General features: G+C 34.3%; 16 protein-coding genes and 2 pseudogenes. 15 read left to right on the top strand and 3 right to left on the bottom strand.

Annotated elements, in window-relative coordinates:
• Positions 1–9 precede the first annotated feature (9 nt).
• From ftsZ to H9L18_RS03275, 12 genes and pseudogenes are all read left to right on the top strand, one after another.
• Positions 10–982: pseudogene (ftsZ, locus tag H9L18_RS03225) on the top strand (cell division protein FtsZ); the annotation flags it as partial.
• Positions 983–1,104: 122 nt separating this feature from the next.
• Positions 1,105–1,284 (top strand): annotated as a pseudogene (locus H9L18_RS15550) (cell division protein FtsZ); the annotation flags it as partial.
• A 13-nt stretch (positions 1,285–1,297) separates the two neighbouring features.
• Positions 1,298–2,017, top strand: coding sequence for a YggS family pyridoxal phosphate-dependent enzyme (locus H9L18_RS03230; RefSeq protein WP_126791097.1), 720 nt, complete (start codon positions 1,298–1,300; stop codon positions 2,015–2,017).
• The gene (locus H9L18_RS03235; RefSeq protein WP_185847382.1) at positions 2,004–2,555 is read left to right on the top strand and encodes a cell division protein SepF; all 552 of its coding nucleotides are present in this window, start codon (positions 2,004–2,006) and stop codon (positions 2,553–2,555) included. Before H9L18_RS03230 ends, H9L18_RS03235 begins: the two co-directional genes overlap by 14 nt.
• 13 nt (positions 2,556–2,568) lie before the next feature.
• Positions 2,569–2,847 (top strand): YggT family protein, encoded by a 279-nt coding sequence (locus H9L18_RS03240; RefSeq protein WP_126791093.1) that lies wholly within the window; start codon positions 2,569–2,571, stop codon positions 2,845–2,847.
• Positions 2,848–2,880: 33 nt separating this feature from the next.
• Positions 2,881–3,663, top strand: coding sequence for a YlmH family RNA-binding protein (locus tag H9L18_RS03245; RefSeq protein WP_126791091.1), 783 nt, complete (start codon positions 2,881–2,883; stop codon positions 3,661–3,663).
• 20 nt (positions 3,664–3,683) lie between these two features.
• Entirely contained in the window at positions 3,684–4,493 is an 810-nt protein-coding gene (locus H9L18_RS03250) for a DivIVA domain-containing protein (protein ID WP_126791089.1), read from the top strand.
• Positions 4,494–4,749: 256 nt separating this feature from the next.
• Positions 4,750–7,536, top strand: coding sequence for an isoleucine--tRNA ligase (gene ileS / locus H9L18_RS03255; RefSeq protein WP_126791087.1), 2,787 nt, complete (start codon positions 4,750–4,752; stop codon positions 7,534–7,536).
• A gap of 172 nt (positions 7,537–7,708) precedes the next feature.
• Positions 7,709–8,896: a betaine/proline/choline family ABC transporter ATP-binding protein gene (locus tag H9L18_RS03260; RefSeq protein ID WP_126791085.1), complete on the top strand. Its 1,188-nt coding sequence runs from the start codon at positions 7,709–7,711 to the stop codon at positions 8,894–8,896.
• On the top strand, positions 8,896–9,531 hold the full coding sequence (locus H9L18_RS03265) for an ABC transporter permease (protein ID WP_126791083.1): 636 nt from the start codon (positions 8,896–8,898) through the stop codon (positions 9,529–9,531). The genes H9L18_RS03260 and H9L18_RS03265 overlap by 1 nt, the downstream gene beginning before the upstream one ends.
• Positions 9,531–10,463 (top strand): osmoprotectant ABC transporter substrate-binding protein, encoded by a 933-nt coding sequence (locus tag H9L18_RS03270; protein WP_126791081.1) that lies wholly within the window; start codon positions 9,531–9,533, stop codon positions 10,461–10,463. Before H9L18_RS03265 ends, H9L18_RS03270 begins: the two co-directional genes overlap by 1 nt.
• Positions 10,463–11,143, top strand: a complete 681-nt coding sequence (locus tag H9L18_RS03275) for an ABC transporter permease (RefSeq protein ID WP_126791079.1) — start codon at positions 10,463–10,465, stop codon at positions 11,141–11,143. Before H9L18_RS03270 ends, H9L18_RS03275 begins: the two co-directional genes overlap by 1 nt.
• A gap of 57 nt (positions 11,144–11,200) precedes the next feature.
• Here the strand turns inward: H9L18_RS03275 and zwf are convergent, their stop codons facing one another.
• Positions 11,201–12,688 (bottom strand): glucose-6-phosphate dehydrogenase, encoded by a 1,488-nt coding sequence (gene zwf, locus H9L18_RS03280; RefSeq protein ID WP_126791077.1) that lies wholly within the window; start codon positions 12,686–12,688, stop codon positions 11,201–11,203.
• A gap of 181 nt (positions 12,689–12,869) precedes the next feature.
• On the opposite strand from zwf, the gene H9L18_RS03285 reads away from it, so the two are divergent.
• Together H9L18_RS03285 and H9L18_RS03290 are read left to right on the top strand one after the other, a co-directional pair.
• Positions 12,870–13,601 (top strand): acyl-[acyl-carrier-protein] thioesterase, encoded by a 732-nt coding sequence (locus H9L18_RS03285; RefSeq protein ID WP_126791075.1) that lies wholly within the window; start codon positions 12,870–12,872, stop codon positions 13,599–13,601.
• A 113-nt stretch (positions 13,602–13,714) separates the two neighbouring features.
• Positions 13,715–14,932 carry a pyridoxal phosphate-dependent aminotransferase gene (locus H9L18_RS03290; protein WP_126791073.1) on the top strand — a complete coding sequence of 406 codons (1,218 nt, stop codon included), beginning with the start codon at positions 13,715–13,717 and terminating at the stop codon, positions 14,930–14,932.
• Positions 14,933–14,981: 49 nt separating this feature from the next.
• Here the strand turns inward: H9L18_RS03290 and H9L18_RS03295 are convergent, their stop codons facing one another.
• A complete protein-coding gene (locus tag H9L18_RS03295; RefSeq protein WP_126791071.1) occupies positions 14,982–15,167 on the bottom strand; it encodes a DUF2187 domain-containing protein in 186 nt (61 codons plus the stop codon).
• A gap of 247 nt (positions 15,168–15,414) precedes the next feature.
• Here H9L18_RS03295 and nagA point away from each other — a divergent pair, with 247 nt between their 5' ends.
• Positions 15,415–16,563, top strand: coding sequence for an N-acetylglucosamine-6-phosphate deacetylase (nagA, locus tag H9L18_RS03300; protein ID WP_126791069.1), 1,149 nt, complete (start codon positions 15,415–15,417; stop codon positions 16,561–16,563).
• Between the two features lie 163 nt (positions 16,564–16,726).
• Here the strand turns inward: nagA and H9L18_RS03305 are convergent, their stop codons facing one another.
• The gene (locus H9L18_RS03305; RefSeq protein ID WP_126791067.1) at positions 16,727–17,311 is read right to left on the bottom strand and encodes a Type 1 glutamine amidotransferase-like domain-containing protein; all 585 of its coding nucleotides are present in this window, start codon (positions 17,309–17,311) and stop codon (positions 16,727–16,729) included.
• Between the last annotated feature and the right edge of the window lie 12 nt (positions 17,312–17,323).

Genomic DNA, 17,323 nt, shown 5'->3' on the forward strand with positions numbered 1-17,323 from the left:
AAACAAACAATGGAATTTTCTTTAGATAGTGCAGTAAACACTGGTGCAGTTATCAAAGTTATCGGTGTCGGTGGTGCTGGTGGAAACGCCGTTAACCGCATGATCGATGAAGGCGTTAAAGGTGTTGAATTCATCGTTGCTAACACAGACGTTCAAGCTTTACAACATTCAAAAGCTGAAACAGTTATTCAGTTAGGCCCTAAATTTACTAAAGGTTTAGGTGCAGGTTCTTTACCAGACGTTGGACAAAAAGCAGCTGGTGAAAGTGAAGAACAACTTGCAGAAGCATTACAAGGAGCTGACTTAGTATTTATCACTGCCGGAATGGGTGGTGGAACAGGTACTGGTGCTGCACCTGTAGTAGCTGGTATTGCTAAAGCTCAAGGAGCTTTAACAGTCGGAGTTGTAACTCGTCCATTTAGTTTTGAAGGACCAAAAAGAAGCAGATTTGCAGCTGAAGGTATTTCGGAATTAAAAGAAAATGTTGATACTTTAGTGATTATTTCAAATAATCGTTTACTAGAAATCGTTGACAAGAAAACACCTATGTTAGAAGCATTTAGAGAAGCTGATAACGTATTACGTCAAGGTGTACAAGGTATTTCAGATTTAATTACATCTCCTGGTTATGTTAACTTAGACTTCGCTGATGTGAAGACAGTTATGGAAGACCAAGGTACTGCTTTAATGGGTATCGGTGTAGCTAATGGTGAAGACCGTGTTATCGAAGCAACAAGAAAAGCAATTGCTTCTCCATTATTAGAAACATCTATCGAAGGTGCGGAGCAAGTGTTATTAAATATCACTGGTGGCTTAGATATGACATTATTCGAAGCGCAAGATGCTTCTGAAATTGTTGGTAGTGCAACTGGTGGAGACGTTAACATTATCTTAGGAACATCTGTAAACGAACAGTTAGGTGACGAAATCATCGTAACAGTTATCGCAACAGGAATTGATCCAGGTAAAAGAGAACGTCCAATCGGTCAAAGAGGAAGTGTAACAACTCAAGGAATGGTACAACGTCAAGTTCGTCCAATCCAAGAAACAAGACAAGTTGAAGTTGAACCACAACCTCAAGCAACAAATACACCTAATACAGGAGCTTTTGGTGATTGGGATATCCGTCGCGAACCTAATACAAGAAGTGTTCCAGATGAAACACAATTTGAATCAATTGAAAAAAGAGATTTTGATACATTCAGTAATACGGAATCAGATCATGGAAATGATGATGATGATGATGAAGTAAGTACACCACCTTTCTTTAGAAGAAAAAAATAAGAGGTGAGTAGAATTGCTTGAACAAACACTTAAAACAAACATTCAAAAAATAGAAAAAAACATTCAAGAAGCATGTGAAACAAGTAGTCGTGATGTTGATTCAATTAAATTGATTTGTGTGAGCAAATCGGTAGATAACGAAACAACTAAACAAGTGGTGGATCAAGGCATTGTTCACTTTGCAGAGAATAGAATGGAAAAACTATTAGAAAAAAAAGAATTCCTTAAAGAAGATAGACATATTAAATGGCATTTTATTGGCAATTTGCAACGTCGAAAAGTTAAAACAATTATTAATGAGATTGATTATTTTCATGCATTAGATAATGTAAAGTTAGCTTCAGAGATAGATAAAAGAGCAGAAAAACAAATAAAATGTTTTGTTCAAGTTAATGTGTCAGGAGAAGAGTCTAAACAAGGCGTTTCTCCTGATTCTTTAGATGAATTTATCGATTCTTTATCAGTATTTGAAAATATCGTTGTTGTAGGATTAATGACTATGGCACCTTATGAAGCAAGTAATGACGAATTGCATCATATTTTTTCTGATTTGAATCGTTTAAAGACAGCAATTGAGAGTAAACAACTAGCTTACGCTCCATGTAAAGAATTAAGCATGGGAATGAGTCGAGATTATGACGTTGCTATAAGTGAAGGAGCAACATTTGTTCGAGTTGGCTCAAGTTTTTTTGATGATGATGAAAAAGAGGTGGGTACAGATGAATTTATTTAAGAAAAAGCCAAGTTTGTCCAATTTCTTTGGACTAGATGATTCTCATGATGATGATTTTGAATTTGAAAACGAAGAAAGTTTTGAAAATGAAATGGCGCAATTTACCAATGACCCATCTAATAATTTCGAAACGACTGAAGAAAAGATAATACCAACTTCAGATGTATCATCTTCTAATCAATATACAAATAAAAAAGTTGTTGCCATGAATTCTTATCAAGGCGGCACTGAGAGAAATCGCCAAGTAGAAAATAAAAGAGTTCACCGTAAAATTACGGTATTTGAACCAAGAGCATATGCAGATTGTAAATCAATTGCGCAAGCTTTATTTAGAAAAGAAATAGTGATTGTTACTTTTTCTGCAATGGAAGAGCATCAAGCTCGTCGAGTGGTAGATTTTGTAACAGGAACAATTTATGCAGTAGATGGAGACATTCAACGTATCGGTGAAGAAATTTTTATTTGTACACCAGCTAATGTTGATGTGGATTCAACTGTTGCACAAAGTTTAGTTTCAACACATTTAACAAACTATTAAGGGATGTGCAGCTATGATAATGATTCAACTTTTAACACTTTTGCTTAAAGTTGTACAAGTCTATTCTTTTGTTCTCGTAGCTTATGCCTTAATGTCCTGGTTTCCAGGCGCTTACGAAACAAAACTTGGACAACTAATTATTAAGATTAGTCGTCCATATTTAAGCCTATTTGATCGACTTAATTTAAGTTTTGGACCGATTGATTTTACAATAATCGTCGCACTATTTGTTTTAAACTTTGCTAGTAAAGGCTTAGTAATGTTTTTAAGCCGAATACTATATGGAATATAATATTCTATTTACAAATGAAAGGATGTGAGTTTTTTGCTAGCTAATGTGTATCAGCATTTTCGCAAGGACGAGCATCCTTTTATAGATTTAGTAACAGGTTGGTTTGAACAAGTTGAAGATCAGTACGCTCCTTATGTAACAGATTTTTTAAATCCAAGAGAAGCCTTTATACTTGAAACATTAATAGGAAAAAAACACGATATTAAATATTCGTTGTACGGAGGTTTTGAGAACTCTGAAAGAAAGTGTGCTATTATTTATCCTAGTTATTACGAACCAAAAGAGGAAGATTATGATATCTCAATTTATGAGATTAATTATCCCCTTAAGTTTGGGTCGTTAAGTCATGGGAAAATCTTAGGAACATTGATGAGTACTGGGATAAAAAGAGAATACATTGGGGACATTATTACAGATGGAACAAGATGGCAAGTTTTTATTAAAGAATCTATGGCTAACTATGTTGTAAGTCAAATTGATAAAATAGGTTCTTTTGGTGTCAGATTTGAACAACTTTTATATACTGATGTGATAACACCAACTGATGAATGGCAATTTGAAGAATTAACGGTCACATCGTTAAGAATTGATAATATTATTTCCTCGGTATATAATATATCTAGGCAAAGAGCCAAACAAGTAATAGAGTCAAAAAGAGTTAAAGTAAATTGGGTCGAAACGGAACGAGTGGATTACCTTGTAGATTATTTAGATATTATCTCTGTAAGAAAGCTTGGACGCATCCAAATTGTTGAACAACAAGGAAAAACAAAAAAAGATAAAGTTCGCTTAGGCATTCGTGTGTTAAGAAAGTAACTTATTTATGAGGTGAAAAAATGGCAATAAAACCAATTGATATTACAAACAAAAGTTTTAATTCAAAATTTAAAGGCTATGATAAAGATGAAGTGGATGATTTCTTAGATCAAATCGCTCTTGACGTGGAAAAATTAGTATCTGAAAATAGAGAATTTGAAAAAAAAGCTAAACAAGCTGAAGAAAAATTAAGCTACTTCAATGAATTAAAAGATTCATTAAATCAATCAATTATTGTGGCTCAAGACACAGCAGATAAATTAAAAGAAAATGCTACTAAAGAAAGTGACTTAGCAATTCAACAAGCTCAAGCTCAATCTGAAGATATTTTAGCTCATGCCAACAAAATGAGTGAAGAGTTAATCACAGGATCAACTAATAAAGCTAACGAAATTTTAATGGAAGCTAGTGAACGTGCAAGATCACTTGCTGTAGAAACAGATGATTTGAAGAAAAAAACACGTGTCTTCCACAGAAATTTATCTGTACTTTTAGAATCTCAATTACAAATTGTGAAAAGCGAAGAGTGGGATGAATTACTTAAACCATTTGGTGCTTATGTGGATAGTAGTCATCAAGCCTTTAAACAAGTGCTAGATGCTGTTGAAGCTGCTAATGGAAGTGATCCAACGTCAGTTGCAATTGATGTGAAGCCTGAATTCCAATATGAATCAGAGCCTAAACCACAGCAAAAACCACAACCTAAGGCGCCACAACAACCAAAACAACAAAGTAAACCAGAGGCACCAAAAGCTGAAGCACAACCAACACAAGAACCAAACAAAAAAGGTGGACGTCCTGAGCGTGCTAGCCGTAATCGCGTTAAATAAAAAATGAAACAGAAAAGCTTATTTTATTCTTTCAGTGAGTTGGGAAAAAGTGGAAACCCAATAAGACAATGAATTAAGAAAGATCCTTCATTTAACGAATAATTGAACTTACAAGTAGGTTATTCCGGTTAAAAACCGTTATCATGAAAGAGTATAGCCAGTATTTTTGGCTAAAACATGGGTGGTAACACGAAGACTTCGTCCCTTTATAGGGAGAGGTCTTTTTTTATATAGAAAAAGGGAAAGGAATGAGTGTATGAAAACAAAAGAGACACTACATTTAGGAAAAACTGGATTTCCAATGAGAGGGAATTTACCAAACAGAGAAGTAGAATGGCAAAAAGATTGGGAAGAAAAGAAAATTTATGAACGCCGTCAAGAATTAAACGAAGGCAAGCCGACATTTGTTTTACATGATGGACCTCCATATGCAAATGGTAACATCCATTTAGGACATGCCCTAAATAAAATTAGTAAAGATATCATTGTTCGTTCAAAATCAATGTCAGGTTTCAGAGCACCTTATGTTCCTGGTTGGGATACTCATGGTTTACCAATTGAGCAAGTTCTAACAAATAAAGGAATTAAACGTAAAGAAATGTCTCGTGCTGAGTATCTTAAAAAATGTGAAGAATATGCTCTTACACAAGTTGATACACAAAGAGAAGACTTTAAACGTTTAGGTGTTGCTGGTGAATGGGATAATCCATATGTGACATTAACTCCAGACTACGAAGCAGCTCAAATTCGTGTGTTTGGAAAAATGGCAGAAAAAGGCTATATCTACAAAGGATTAAAACCAATTTACTGGTCACCATCAAGTGAATCTTCTTTAGCAGAAGCTGAAATTGAGTATAAAGATGTGAAATCAGCCTCTATTTATGTTGCTTTCAAAGTAAAGAACGGAAAAGGCAAATTAGCAGATGACGTTAATTTTGTTATTTGGACAACAACTCCTTGGACACTACCAGCTAACTTAGCGATTACTGTGAACAAAGATTTTGATTATGTCATTGTACTAGTTGATGATCAAAAATATGTTGTAGCTAAAGACTTATTAGAAACAGTTTCAAGTGCTATTGGTTGGGAAAATCCTGAAATCATTGAAGAGTTTAAAGGAGATATGTTAGAAGGTTTAACAGCTCAACATCCATTCTACGACCGTGAATCTTTATTAATTTTAGGAGACCACGTAACGCTAGAAGCAGGGACTGGTCTAGTTCATACAGCTCCAGGACATGGGGATGATGACTACATTGTTGGTCGTAAATACGGCTTAGATGTTTTATCTCCTGTTGATAATCGCGGAGTCTTTACAGAAGAAGCACCAGGTTTTGAAGGTGTATTTTATGACAAAGCTAATCCAATGATTACTGAATTGCTAGAAGAAAAAGGAGCGCTATTAAAATTAGACTTCTTTACACATAGTTATCCACATGACTGGAGAACTAAAAAACCAGTTATCTTTAGAGCGACTGCACAATGGTTTGCTTCAATTGATAAGTTCAGAGATAATATCTTAACAGAAATTGAAAAAGTAGATTGGATTATCCCTTGGGGTAAAACACGTCTTTATAACATGGTTCGTGACCGTGGAGATTGGGTAATCTCTCGTCAACGTGCTTGGGGTGTGCCATTACCAATTTTCTATGCTGAAAACGATGAACCAATTATCACACCTGAAATCATTGAACATATTGCTAATTTATTTGCTGAGCATGGTTCAAGAGTTTGGTATGAACGTGAAGCAAAAGAGTTACTACCAGAAGGATTCACTCATCCAGGAAGTCCAAATGGAGAATTTACAAAAGAAACAGATATCATGGATGTTTGGTTTGATTCAGGTTCTTCTCATGAAGCAGTTTTACGAGGACGTGAAAACTTAACCTTCCCAGCAGATTTATATTTAGAAGGTTCTGACCAATACCGTGGTTGGTTCAACTCAAGTATCACAACAAGTGTTGCCATTAATGGAGTGTCACCTTACAAGTCTGTTATTTCTCAAGGATTTACATTAGATCCTCAAGGTAGAAAGCAAAGTAAATCTTTAGGAAATACAATTGAACCAGGTAAAGTCATTAACCAATTAGGTGCCGATATTTTACGTTTATGGGTAGCAAGTGTGGATTATGAGTCAGATGTAAAAGTTGATATGAATACATTAAACTCAATTGCAGAAGTTTACCGTAAAATCCGTAATACAATGCGTTTCTTATTAGCTAATACATCAGACTTTGATCCAAAAGAAAATACGGTTGCTTATGACGAGTTACGTTCTGTGGATAAATACTTGATGATTCGTTTGAATCAAGAAATTAAGACGATTAGAGAAAAAGGATATGATAGTTATTCATTCTCGACTGTGTATAAGAGTCTTGTTAATTTCTGTAACAATGACTTGTCAGCTTTCTATTTAGATTTTGCTAAAGATGTTGTTTATATTGAAGCTGAAAATAATTATGACCGTCGTTCAATGCAAACAGTCTTTTATGAAGTTTTAGTCACTTTAACGAAATTAATGACACCAATCTTACCTCATACGGCAGAAGAAATTTGGAGCCACTTAGAAGAGGAAGAAGAGTATGTACAACTAGCTGAATTACCAGGTTATACAGAGTTCTCAGATCAAGAAGAAATTTTAGATCTATGGAATAACTTTATGGATTTACGCGATAATGTATTGAAAGCATTAGAAGAAGCACGTAATGAAAAATTAATTGGTAAATCATTTGAAGCTAAAGTAACACTTTATCCAACTGAACCAGTTAAGGTATTAATTGATGCTTTAAACGCCAACCTTGAACAAGTCTTAATTGTTTCAGACTTTGAAGTAGCAGCTATTAATGCAGATGTACCAGAAAAAGCAATTAAATTTGATAACATGTCAGTTTTAGTAGAACATGCTACAGGCGAAACTTGTCAAAGATGTCGTGCGATTAAAGAAGATGTCGGTAGTCATGAAAAATTACCAACTCTATGTCATCGTTGTGCGACAATTGTTGAAGAAAACTTCCCAGTAGCATTGGAAGAAGGATTAGAGTAGCAAGTATTAATCGTATAAAAAATGAACGTAAGAAGGGTCTAGAATAGTTATTCTAGGCTCTTTTTTACATTTCTGTATTTCTACTAAAAAGGGTCTTATTTGCAATCAGCCACATTTTCATGCATCATTAATAGTATGATCATTTAAATTTAATGAAAAAGGGGATGTTAGAATGATCGAATTTCAGAATATTACCAAAATTTATAAAGGTAATAAAAGGGCTGTTTCCGACGTCACACTTTCATTTGGTGATAGTGAATTCATTTGTTTTATCGGGACAAGTGGTAGTGGGAAAACAACAGCTATGAGAATGATTAATCGTATGATTGAACCGACTTCTGGAAAAATTTTGATTGATGGTAAAAATATTCAAGATATCAATCCAGTTGAACTAAGAAGAAGCGTGGGGTATGTGATTCAAAATATTGGTTTACTGCCACACATGACAATTAGGGATAACATTACTTTAGTTCCTAAGTTATTAAAATGGCCAGAAGAAGAGCGTGCAGAAATTGCAGAGCAAATGATTCGCTTAGTAGAGCTACCTGTGGAAATGTTAGATCGTTATCCACATGAACTCTCAGGAGGTCAGCAACAACGTATTGGTGTGGTAAGAGCATTAGCAGCAGATCAAAATATTGTGCTAATGGATGAACCTTTTGGAGCACTCGATCCTATTACACGGGATGCGCTACAAGACTTTGTTAAAGAACTACAAGAAAAAATGGGGAAAACGATTGTCTTTGTAACGCATGATATGGATGAAGCTTTAAAATTAGCTACTAAAATTGTTATTATGAGCCACGGGAAAGTGGTTCAATGTGACACACCTGAAAATATATTAAAAAATCCTGCAAATGATTTTGTTCGTGAATTAATAGGGGAAGAGCGTTTAATCCACAGCCAACAAGATTATATTACAGTTGGTGAAGTCGTAACGCAGCACGCGATTTCGATTACAAAAGATAAATCATTATCAGAGGCTATTCGATTGATGCGTGAGAAACGAGTGGATACGCTACTCGTTGTGGATAACCAAAACATACTAAAAGGTTTTATTGATGTAGAAACAATTAATGAACAAAGAGGAAAATCGACCATTGTTGGTGATATTACAAATACAGATGTGTTCTTTATCCGTAAAAAAGCCCTTTTAAGGGATGCGGTTCAGAAAATCTTAAAACGCGGTTTGAAGTATGTGCCAGTTGTGGATGAAAATAAAAAATTAGTTGGGATCATTACTCGTTCTTCATTAGTAGATATGGTTTATGAAACAATATGGGGAGAAGAGGAAGATGGTTTATCAGCTCCAACAGAAACCATGACAGAAGTCCCTGTTAAAGAACAGGAGGAAGTCTAATGAATGATTTTTTACAACAACATGGCAATGAACTAGTTGTTAAAACATTAGAACATCTCTATATTTCTGGCATCTCTTTAGCTTTAGGTATTCTAGTAGCTGTTCCACTAGGAATTGCTTTAACAAGAACTAAAAAAACGGCTAATATTGTTATTGGCTTAGCGAGTTTACTTCAAACAATTCCTTCCTTAGCATTATTAACTATGTTTATACCATTTTTTGGTGTTGGAAAAAATACTGCAATAGTCGCTCTTTTTATCTACTCTTTACTTCCTATTTTAAGAAATACTTATTTAGGTGTTAAGCAAGTAGATCGTAATTTAGTGGATGCGGCTAAAGGAATGGGGATGACTAACTTTCAACAGGTATGGTTAGTTGAGCTTCCTTTAGCTATCCCAACGATTATGAGAGGTATCCGTCTAGGGGCTGTTTATGTGATTGCCTGGGCAACACTGGCTTCTTATATCGGTGGTGGTGGATTAGGAGATTTAATCTTTAGTGGACTAAACCTTTATAAACCAGATTTGATTATTGGAGGAACCATTCCTGTTATTATTTTAGCTTTATTAAGTGACTTTTTATTGGGTCTTTTAGAAAAAAGATTTTCTCCTAAACAGAAGGGAGAGACTGCTTAATGAAAAAGAAACGTTCAATTATTTTAACGAGTCTATTTGTTTTATTCCTTATTCTAGGAGGGTGTAGTTTTCCAGGTTTAGGTGGTTCCAATCGAAATAGTGAGACCATTTCAATTGGGTCAATTGCGACTAGTGAGAATCAAATTTTAGCTAATTTAGCTAAATTAATGATTGAACACTATACAGATGATAAAGTAGTGATGATTAATAATTTGGGAACCAGTACAGTTGCTCATAACGCGATGGTTAATGAAGATATTAACATTTCAGCTGGTAGATATACAGGGACTGATTTAAGTGGAACGCTTAATTTACCACCTGAAAAAGATCCTAAAAAAGCTTACGACATTGTTTCAAAAGAGTTTAAGGAACGCTATCAACAAGAATGGCTCCCTTCATATGGCTTTGCGAATACTTACGCGTTTATGGTTTCTAAAGAAACAGCTGAAAAGTATCAGTTGAAAAAAATAAGTGATTTAAAAGAAGTGGCAGGAGAGTTAACAGCAGGTGTGGATACTTCTTGGATGAACCGAGATGGAGATGGCTATAAAGCTTTTTCGGATGAATACGATGTGAATTTTAAAAAAGTTTATCCTATGCAGATTGGTTTAGTTTATGATGCTGTTGCAGCTCAAAAGATGGATGTTGTTTTAGGTTATTCAACAGATGGTCGAATTGCGAGTTATGATTTGGTTATTTTAGAGGATGACTTAAAATTTTTCCCACCTTATGATGCCAGTATTGTTATTAGTGATAAATTACTAAAACAAAAACCTGAATTAAAAGAAATATTGGAAAAATTATCAGGACAAATTGATACAGAAACAATGCAACAATTAAATTATCAAGCTGACAATGATTTGTTAGAGCCTGAAAATGTGGCCCGCAAGTTTTTAAGAGACCATAATTTTTTTGAAGGAGATGATAAATAATGGAAAATATGAGTTTATTTGAACAATTTTTTTACTATTTACAACAAAATAGTGGATACGTCTTAACTCAATTTATACGTCATTTCTTGATTTCAATTTATGGAGTCATCTTTGCAGCAATTGTTGGGATTCCAATTGGTATATTTATTTCAAGAAAAAGAAAACTAGCAGATTGGGTGATTGGAATAGCTAACGTTATTCAAACGATTCCTTCACTTGCGATGGTTTCTATTTTAATGCTAGGACTTGGCCTAGGCGTCAACACCGTTATTATGACTGTCTTTTTGTATTCCTTACTACCAATCATATCAAACACTTATACTGGAATGAGGCAAGTAGATAGTGATATTTTAGATGCTGGAAAAGGGATGGGAATGACTAAATTTCAGCGATTGTATCTAATTGAGTTACCTCTTTCTGTTTCAGTGATTATGGCAGGACTTAGAAATGCCTTAGTTGTTGCCATCGGTATTACGGCGATTGGTTCTTTCGTAGGAGCTGGTGGTCTAGGTGATATTATTATCCGAGGAACTAATGCAACAGATGGGACAGCGATTATTTTAGTAGGAGCATTACCAACGGCTTTAATGGCGATCATTACGGATTGGTTGCTTGGTTTAGTTGAAAAACGACTTGATCCGAGTTCAAAAGTCGGAAAGCAAGTGGCAAAATCTGAATAATAAAAAGGAGCTATTGGCTAAGTGTAAAAACTTAATCAATAGCTCCTTTTTAGTTCTTTATTTATCCCATGAATCTGGTTCCCAGACCCATTGACGATTATCTTTTTCAAGTAAATCAAACGCACAGTGAGGTCCCATTGAACCTGCAGGATAAGTTGGAATATCAGTTGTTTCTTTATCCCAAGTTTCTCTAACCGTATCGACGATTTTCCAAGAGTTAGCGACTTCATCCCAGTGAGTAAAGTTTGTCGCGTCTCCCTTCAAGCAGTCTAAAAGAAGTTTTTCATAGGCTTCAGGACTGTTGTCTAGGTTTTCTTGAGAGTGACGATAGTTAAGTTTAACAGGATCAATGTTAAATCCGTCTCCGACTTCTTTACCATTTAGTGTTAGTGAGAAGCCCTCCGTTGGTTGAATATAGATAGTTAAAATATTATCTGGTAAGTCTTTATGACTAGTATCAGCTTCTCTAAAAACGTTAATAGGTGTTGATTTAAAGACAATATTAATGCGAGTTCCTTTTTCAGAAAGACGTTTTCCTGTACGAATATAGAAAGGAACGCCGGCCCATCTAAAGTTATCAATCATTAATTTTCCAGCAACAAACGTTTCAGTTTGAGAATTCTCATCAACACCAGGTTCTTCTTTGTAGTTTGTATCAGCTGTTTTACCTGCAACATATTGACCACGTACAAAGTTTTCTTTCACTTCTTGGTCGTTATAAACACGGATAGCTTTTAAAGCTGTAATTTTTTCAGTACGAATGGCTTCTTCAGAAAATAAAGTGGGTGGTTCCATTGCTAATAAAGCAACCACTTGTAAGATATGATTTTGAACCATATCTTTTAAAGCTCCACTTTGATCGTAATAACCACCACGTTCTTCAACTCCTAAATCTTCGGCTAGTGTGATTTGAACGTTGTCGATATAGCGATGATTCCAAAGAGATTCAAAAATATTATTACCAAATCGGACAGCTGAAATATTTTGAATCATTTCTTTTCCAAGGTAATGGTCAATACGGAAAATTTGATCTTCATTGAAAACTGCTGCAATTTCACTGTTTAATTGTTGAGCTGTTTCAAAATCGGTTCCGAAAGGTTTTTCAATAACAAGACGACTAAATCCGTGTTCTGTCATAATTTTTTCTGATTTGATATGTTTTGAGATAGTGCCAAAAAATCTTGGAGCCATTGCTAAGTAGAAGAGACGATTTCCTTCTAATTCATAAGTTGAATCAAGTTCGTTAGCTAAATTACCCAAAATTTTATATTCTTCTGTATCATTTACATTATGTGATTGGTAATAGAAGTGACTGATGAAGTCAGCTAATTCTTGTTGAGATGGTTTTAGACTTTGAATTGAGTCAGTAACGACTTCTCTAAAGTAGTCATCTGACCACTCACGACGGGCTGTACCTATCACGGCGAAATGTTTGTTGATACTACCTTTTCTAAAAAGTCTGAAAAGGGAAGGGTACAATTTTCTTTTTGCTAAATCACCTGTACCACCAAAGATGATGAATAATGCTTTTTTTTCATGTGACATTGTATAGCCTACTTTCTTAGCAATAAAAATCTATTGCATCATATTCTTTTTACATTTTACTTGTAATCCGGTAACAAAGCAATTAGAAAGAAATAATTTAGTTAAGAATTGATGAAAGCTTATGTGATCCAATTGTATAAAGGTATGATATACTAATAAAAAAACGAATAAGGTGATAGCTATGGCAAAGAAATATTCAGAAACACATCAAATTCCATCATACAATTGTGACACAATGAAAAATATAAAAATACCAACAATGGTACGTATGTTGATAACCATATCAGGTGCTCAGAGCCAAAGTTTAGGTGTAAGTGATGATTTTGTAGGCTCTTTTAATTTAGGTTGGATTATTATTCAACATGATGTATTTATTAAAAGATTACCTCAATCAGGAGAGAAAATAACTTTAACGACTGAAGCAGAAAGTTATAATAGATTCTTTTGTTATCGAAATTTTTGGATTCATGATGAAGCAGGAAACGAATGTGTCTTAATGAAGACTACTTTTGCTTTAATGGATTTAGTTGAGAGAAAGATGGGAAGTGTGTTGGATGAAATAATCGCTCCCTTTGAATCGGAAAAAATTAAACGTGTTAAACGAGCAGAAAAAATACATTCTCTTGAAACGGTTGAAGGCGAAAAAGCATATGCTGTTCGTTATTATGATATTGATGGCAACAAACATGTTAATAATTCCGTTTATCTTGACTGGATGATGGATGCTTTTGATTTTAATTTTTTAAGTAGTCATATACCAGAAACAATCTCTATTAAGTTTAATAAAGAAATGCGTTATGGGGATGTGGCAAAAAGTCAGTGGCAAAAAGATGGGTTAAATTCAATTCACCAAATCGTTTCTGGTGATACGGTGAATGCTGAAGCAAACGTTAAATGGGTTGAAACTAATTAAATAAAGAATAAATTTCATTTTGCTTATTAAAAAAAGATTGCATTTTGATTAAAAAAGCGGTACTTTTAAAAGCATAGGTTTTTTCATTTTCTTACAAGAAGGGGGAAAGTAAAATGAAATTTTATTCAAAATCATCCAAATTAGATTATGTCAGCTACGATGTTCGTGGGCCTGTGTTAGAGGAAGCGGACCGTATGATGAAAAAGGGAATTGATGTGATCAAATTAAATACAGGAAACCCTGCCTCATTTGGTTTTAAAGCGCCTAATGAGATTATTGATGATTTGATTATTCATGCAAGAGATTCTGAAGGTTATTCAGATTCAAAAGGTATTTTCTCAGCAAGAAAAGCGATTCAACAATATTGCCAATTAAAAGGTTTTCCGAATGTTAGTATAGACGATATTTATACAGGTAATGGTGTGAGTGAGTTAATTACCATGTCGATGCAAGGCTTGATTGATAATGGAGATGAGATTCTTGTTCCAATGCCTGATTATCCCCTTTGGACAGCAGCTATTACTTTAGCAGGTGGGAATGCTGTTCATTATATGTGTGATGAATCTGCTGAATGGTATCCAGATATAGATGATATTAAAAGCAAAATTACGAATAGAACTAAAGCGATTGTGATTATTAATCCTAATAATCCAACAGGAGCTTTGTATCCTAAAGAATTGCTCGAAGAAATTGTTAAAGTTGCAAGAGAGCATCAATTAATTATTTATTCAGATGAAATCTATGACAGATTAGTAATGGATGGTTTAGAGCATATCTCAATTGCGACTCTAGCACCAGATTTATGTGTGATTACATTCAACGGTTTATCTAAATCTCATAGAGTAGCAGGATTTAGAGTTGGTTGGATGGTAATTAGTGGGAATAAAAAATATGTCCAAGGCTATATTGAAGGCTTAAACATGCTGGCATCAATGCGATTATGCTCCAATGTTTTATCTCAACAAATTGTTCAAACAGCACTTGGAGGACATCAAAGTGTGGACGAGCTACTTTTACCAGGTGGCAGAATTTATGAGCAGCGTGAGTTTATCACCAATGCGCTTAATGATATTCCTGGTATTTCAGCAGTAAAACCTAAGGCTGCCTTTTATATTTTTCCAAAAATAGATACTAAAAAATTCAACATTAGAGATGATGAACAGTTTGTTCTTGATTTTCTTCATGAGAAGCACGTTTTATTAGTTCATGGAAAAGGATTTAATATGCCAACACCAGATCATTTTAGAATTGTATATTTACCAAAAGTTGACGATTTGGAAAAAACGACTCTTGCATTAGATGATTTTTTGAGCCGTTATAAACAAAAATGAGTGTTAAGTAAATGAAAAAAGACTCGAATTCTAAATTCGAGTCTTTTGTTTATTGCGCACTAACTAAAGGATAACAAGTTTTCTTACTGATTACTATGCGTCCTAAATATTTGTCTGTGATTTCAAAGTTTGGGTTTGTCACATTAATGAGGAATGAGTTTTCGTATTCTTTCTCAATAATTCCTTCAAATTGGTTTCCTTGCCAGTCAAAATTTACTTTACTATTAATTTCCATAAGTAAGCGCTCCCGTCTGAAAAGCTACATTTTTTTAAATAACAAATATAATTATATTATGGACTCATTATACCACAAAATTGTATAAAAAAAGAGTTTTTTCTGAAAAATATGTTGGATAAAAGTTAGAAATGTTCGATATCTACTCATGTAGTAAAATAGTGTTAATTGTATAGACCAATCCTTGACTAGAAAAGAAAATAGTGCTATTTTAAAGGTAAATTAGAAATAGAAAGAAGTTTTAGCTATGAAAACAGTTGTTTATGCAGATAAATTTTATTTAACAAGTGGCGTTACTGGTCCTGGTTATTTAGATATCAGTAATGGTGTTTTTGGAGAAATGACAAAAGAAAAACCAACTGGTGAAATCGAAGTAATTGATTATACAGGTAAGTGGATTGCTCCAGGTTTAGTGGATACTCATATTCATGGCTTTAAAAATAATGATGTTATGGATAATAATGCAGAGGGCATTAAACAAATGTCTGAAGATTTATTATCTTGTGGTGTCACTTCATTTTTACCAACAACTTTAACATCAAGTCGTGAACAACTAACAGCAGTTGCCAAAACGATTGGTGAAGTATATCAAGATGTCAAAGGAGCAAAAATTCAAGGAATTTACTTTGAAGGACCTTTCTTTACTGAAGAGTATAAAGGCGCTCAAAACCCTGGTTATTTCTCAGATCCAGATATTGATGTATTCAATGAATGGCAAGAAGTATCAGGTAATATTATAAAAAAAATTGCCTTAGCTCCTGAGCGAGAAGGAGTATCTGACTTTGTTAAAGAAGTGACAGATAGTGGTGTTGTAGTTGCTTTAGGCCATAGTAATGCGACTTTAGAAGAAGCAAGTCAGGCAGTTGAATCTGGAGCGAGTGTTTTTGTTCATGCGTTTAATGGTATGCGCGGTTTAAATCATCGTGAACCAGGTATGGTAGGAGCAGCAATGAATTTAAAACATGTGTTCTCTGAATTAATTTGTGATGGTCATCATGTTCATCCAGATGCAGCTAACATTTTAATGGAAAAAGCTGGACGTGATCACATTGCATTAATCACAGATTGTATGATGGCTGGCGGTATGCCAGATGGTCATTACATGTTAGGTGAATTTCCTGTGACAGTAAGTAATGGAACTGCTCGTTTAGAAGAAGGAAATCTAGCTGGTAGTATTTTAAGATTAAAAGAAGCGATTAAGAATGTCGTTGAGTGGGGAATTGCTACACCAGAAGAAGCGATTATGATGGCGACTTATGTTCCTGCTGTGAGCTGTAAAATGGAAGATGTTTGCGGTAGTATTACTCGTAATCGTGCAGCAGACTTCATCGTTTTATCAAAAGAACTAGATTTAGAAGCGACTTATCTGGACGGAGAATGTCGTTATAATGTATAAAAAAAGGGTGGGTAAAAAGTCATTTTGCTCCGAGCAACTGGAGTGAAAATTGAACAATCAGTTTTTTTGATTGATTGATTTTTGCGAAGTTGCCGTGGGAGCAGACTTTTTATCTCCTGACTATTAAGAGTTAATAGAGGTTGACATTTAAGTCAGTCTCTTTTTATTTTTTAACAAATATGACTTCATCGTCATTTAGAGGATGTAATGGAAGCTTATTTTGATATTTTTCTAAAATAATTTTAGCAGCGTCTTTCATGTACTCATTATCCATATGTGGTAATGGATAAGAATCAATGAGATTAAGGGCTTGAGTAGACTCAAGTTGGGGTGCTTTTTCTGGTTCATCCATCTCTTTAATGTAATCAATATCGGGACTCATAATAATAGAGCCAGCCGATTCTCCGATGTAAAGTTTACCTGAGTTAATGTGTTCCTCAATTAATTGATCAGCACCACTTCGTCTTAGTTCTTGAAGTAAGTAAAATGTATTGCCACCAGCGATAAAAATAATATCACTAGCTTTAATCTGTTCTTTAAAATCAGGTTGATTTAAATCAATAATCGTAACAGTCATTTTTAATTTTTCTAGAAGAGCAAGAGCTTCATCCTTGAATTCAGAATACTCTTCGACTTGGCTTGCGGTATCAAAAAAAGCAATGGTTTTATTTTCTAGAGAATCATTAACGAAAGTCTCTAGTTGTTTGTAGCTATCTGCAAAAGACGATGTTAAAAATAGTTGAATCATAAGAAATCCTCC

It is taken from the genome of Vagococcus carniphilus, assembly GCF_014397115.1.
In the GTDB taxonomy this organism is placed as follows: domain Bacteria; phylum Bacillota; class Bacilli; order Lactobacillales; family Vagococcaceae; genus Vagococcus; species Vagococcus carniphilus.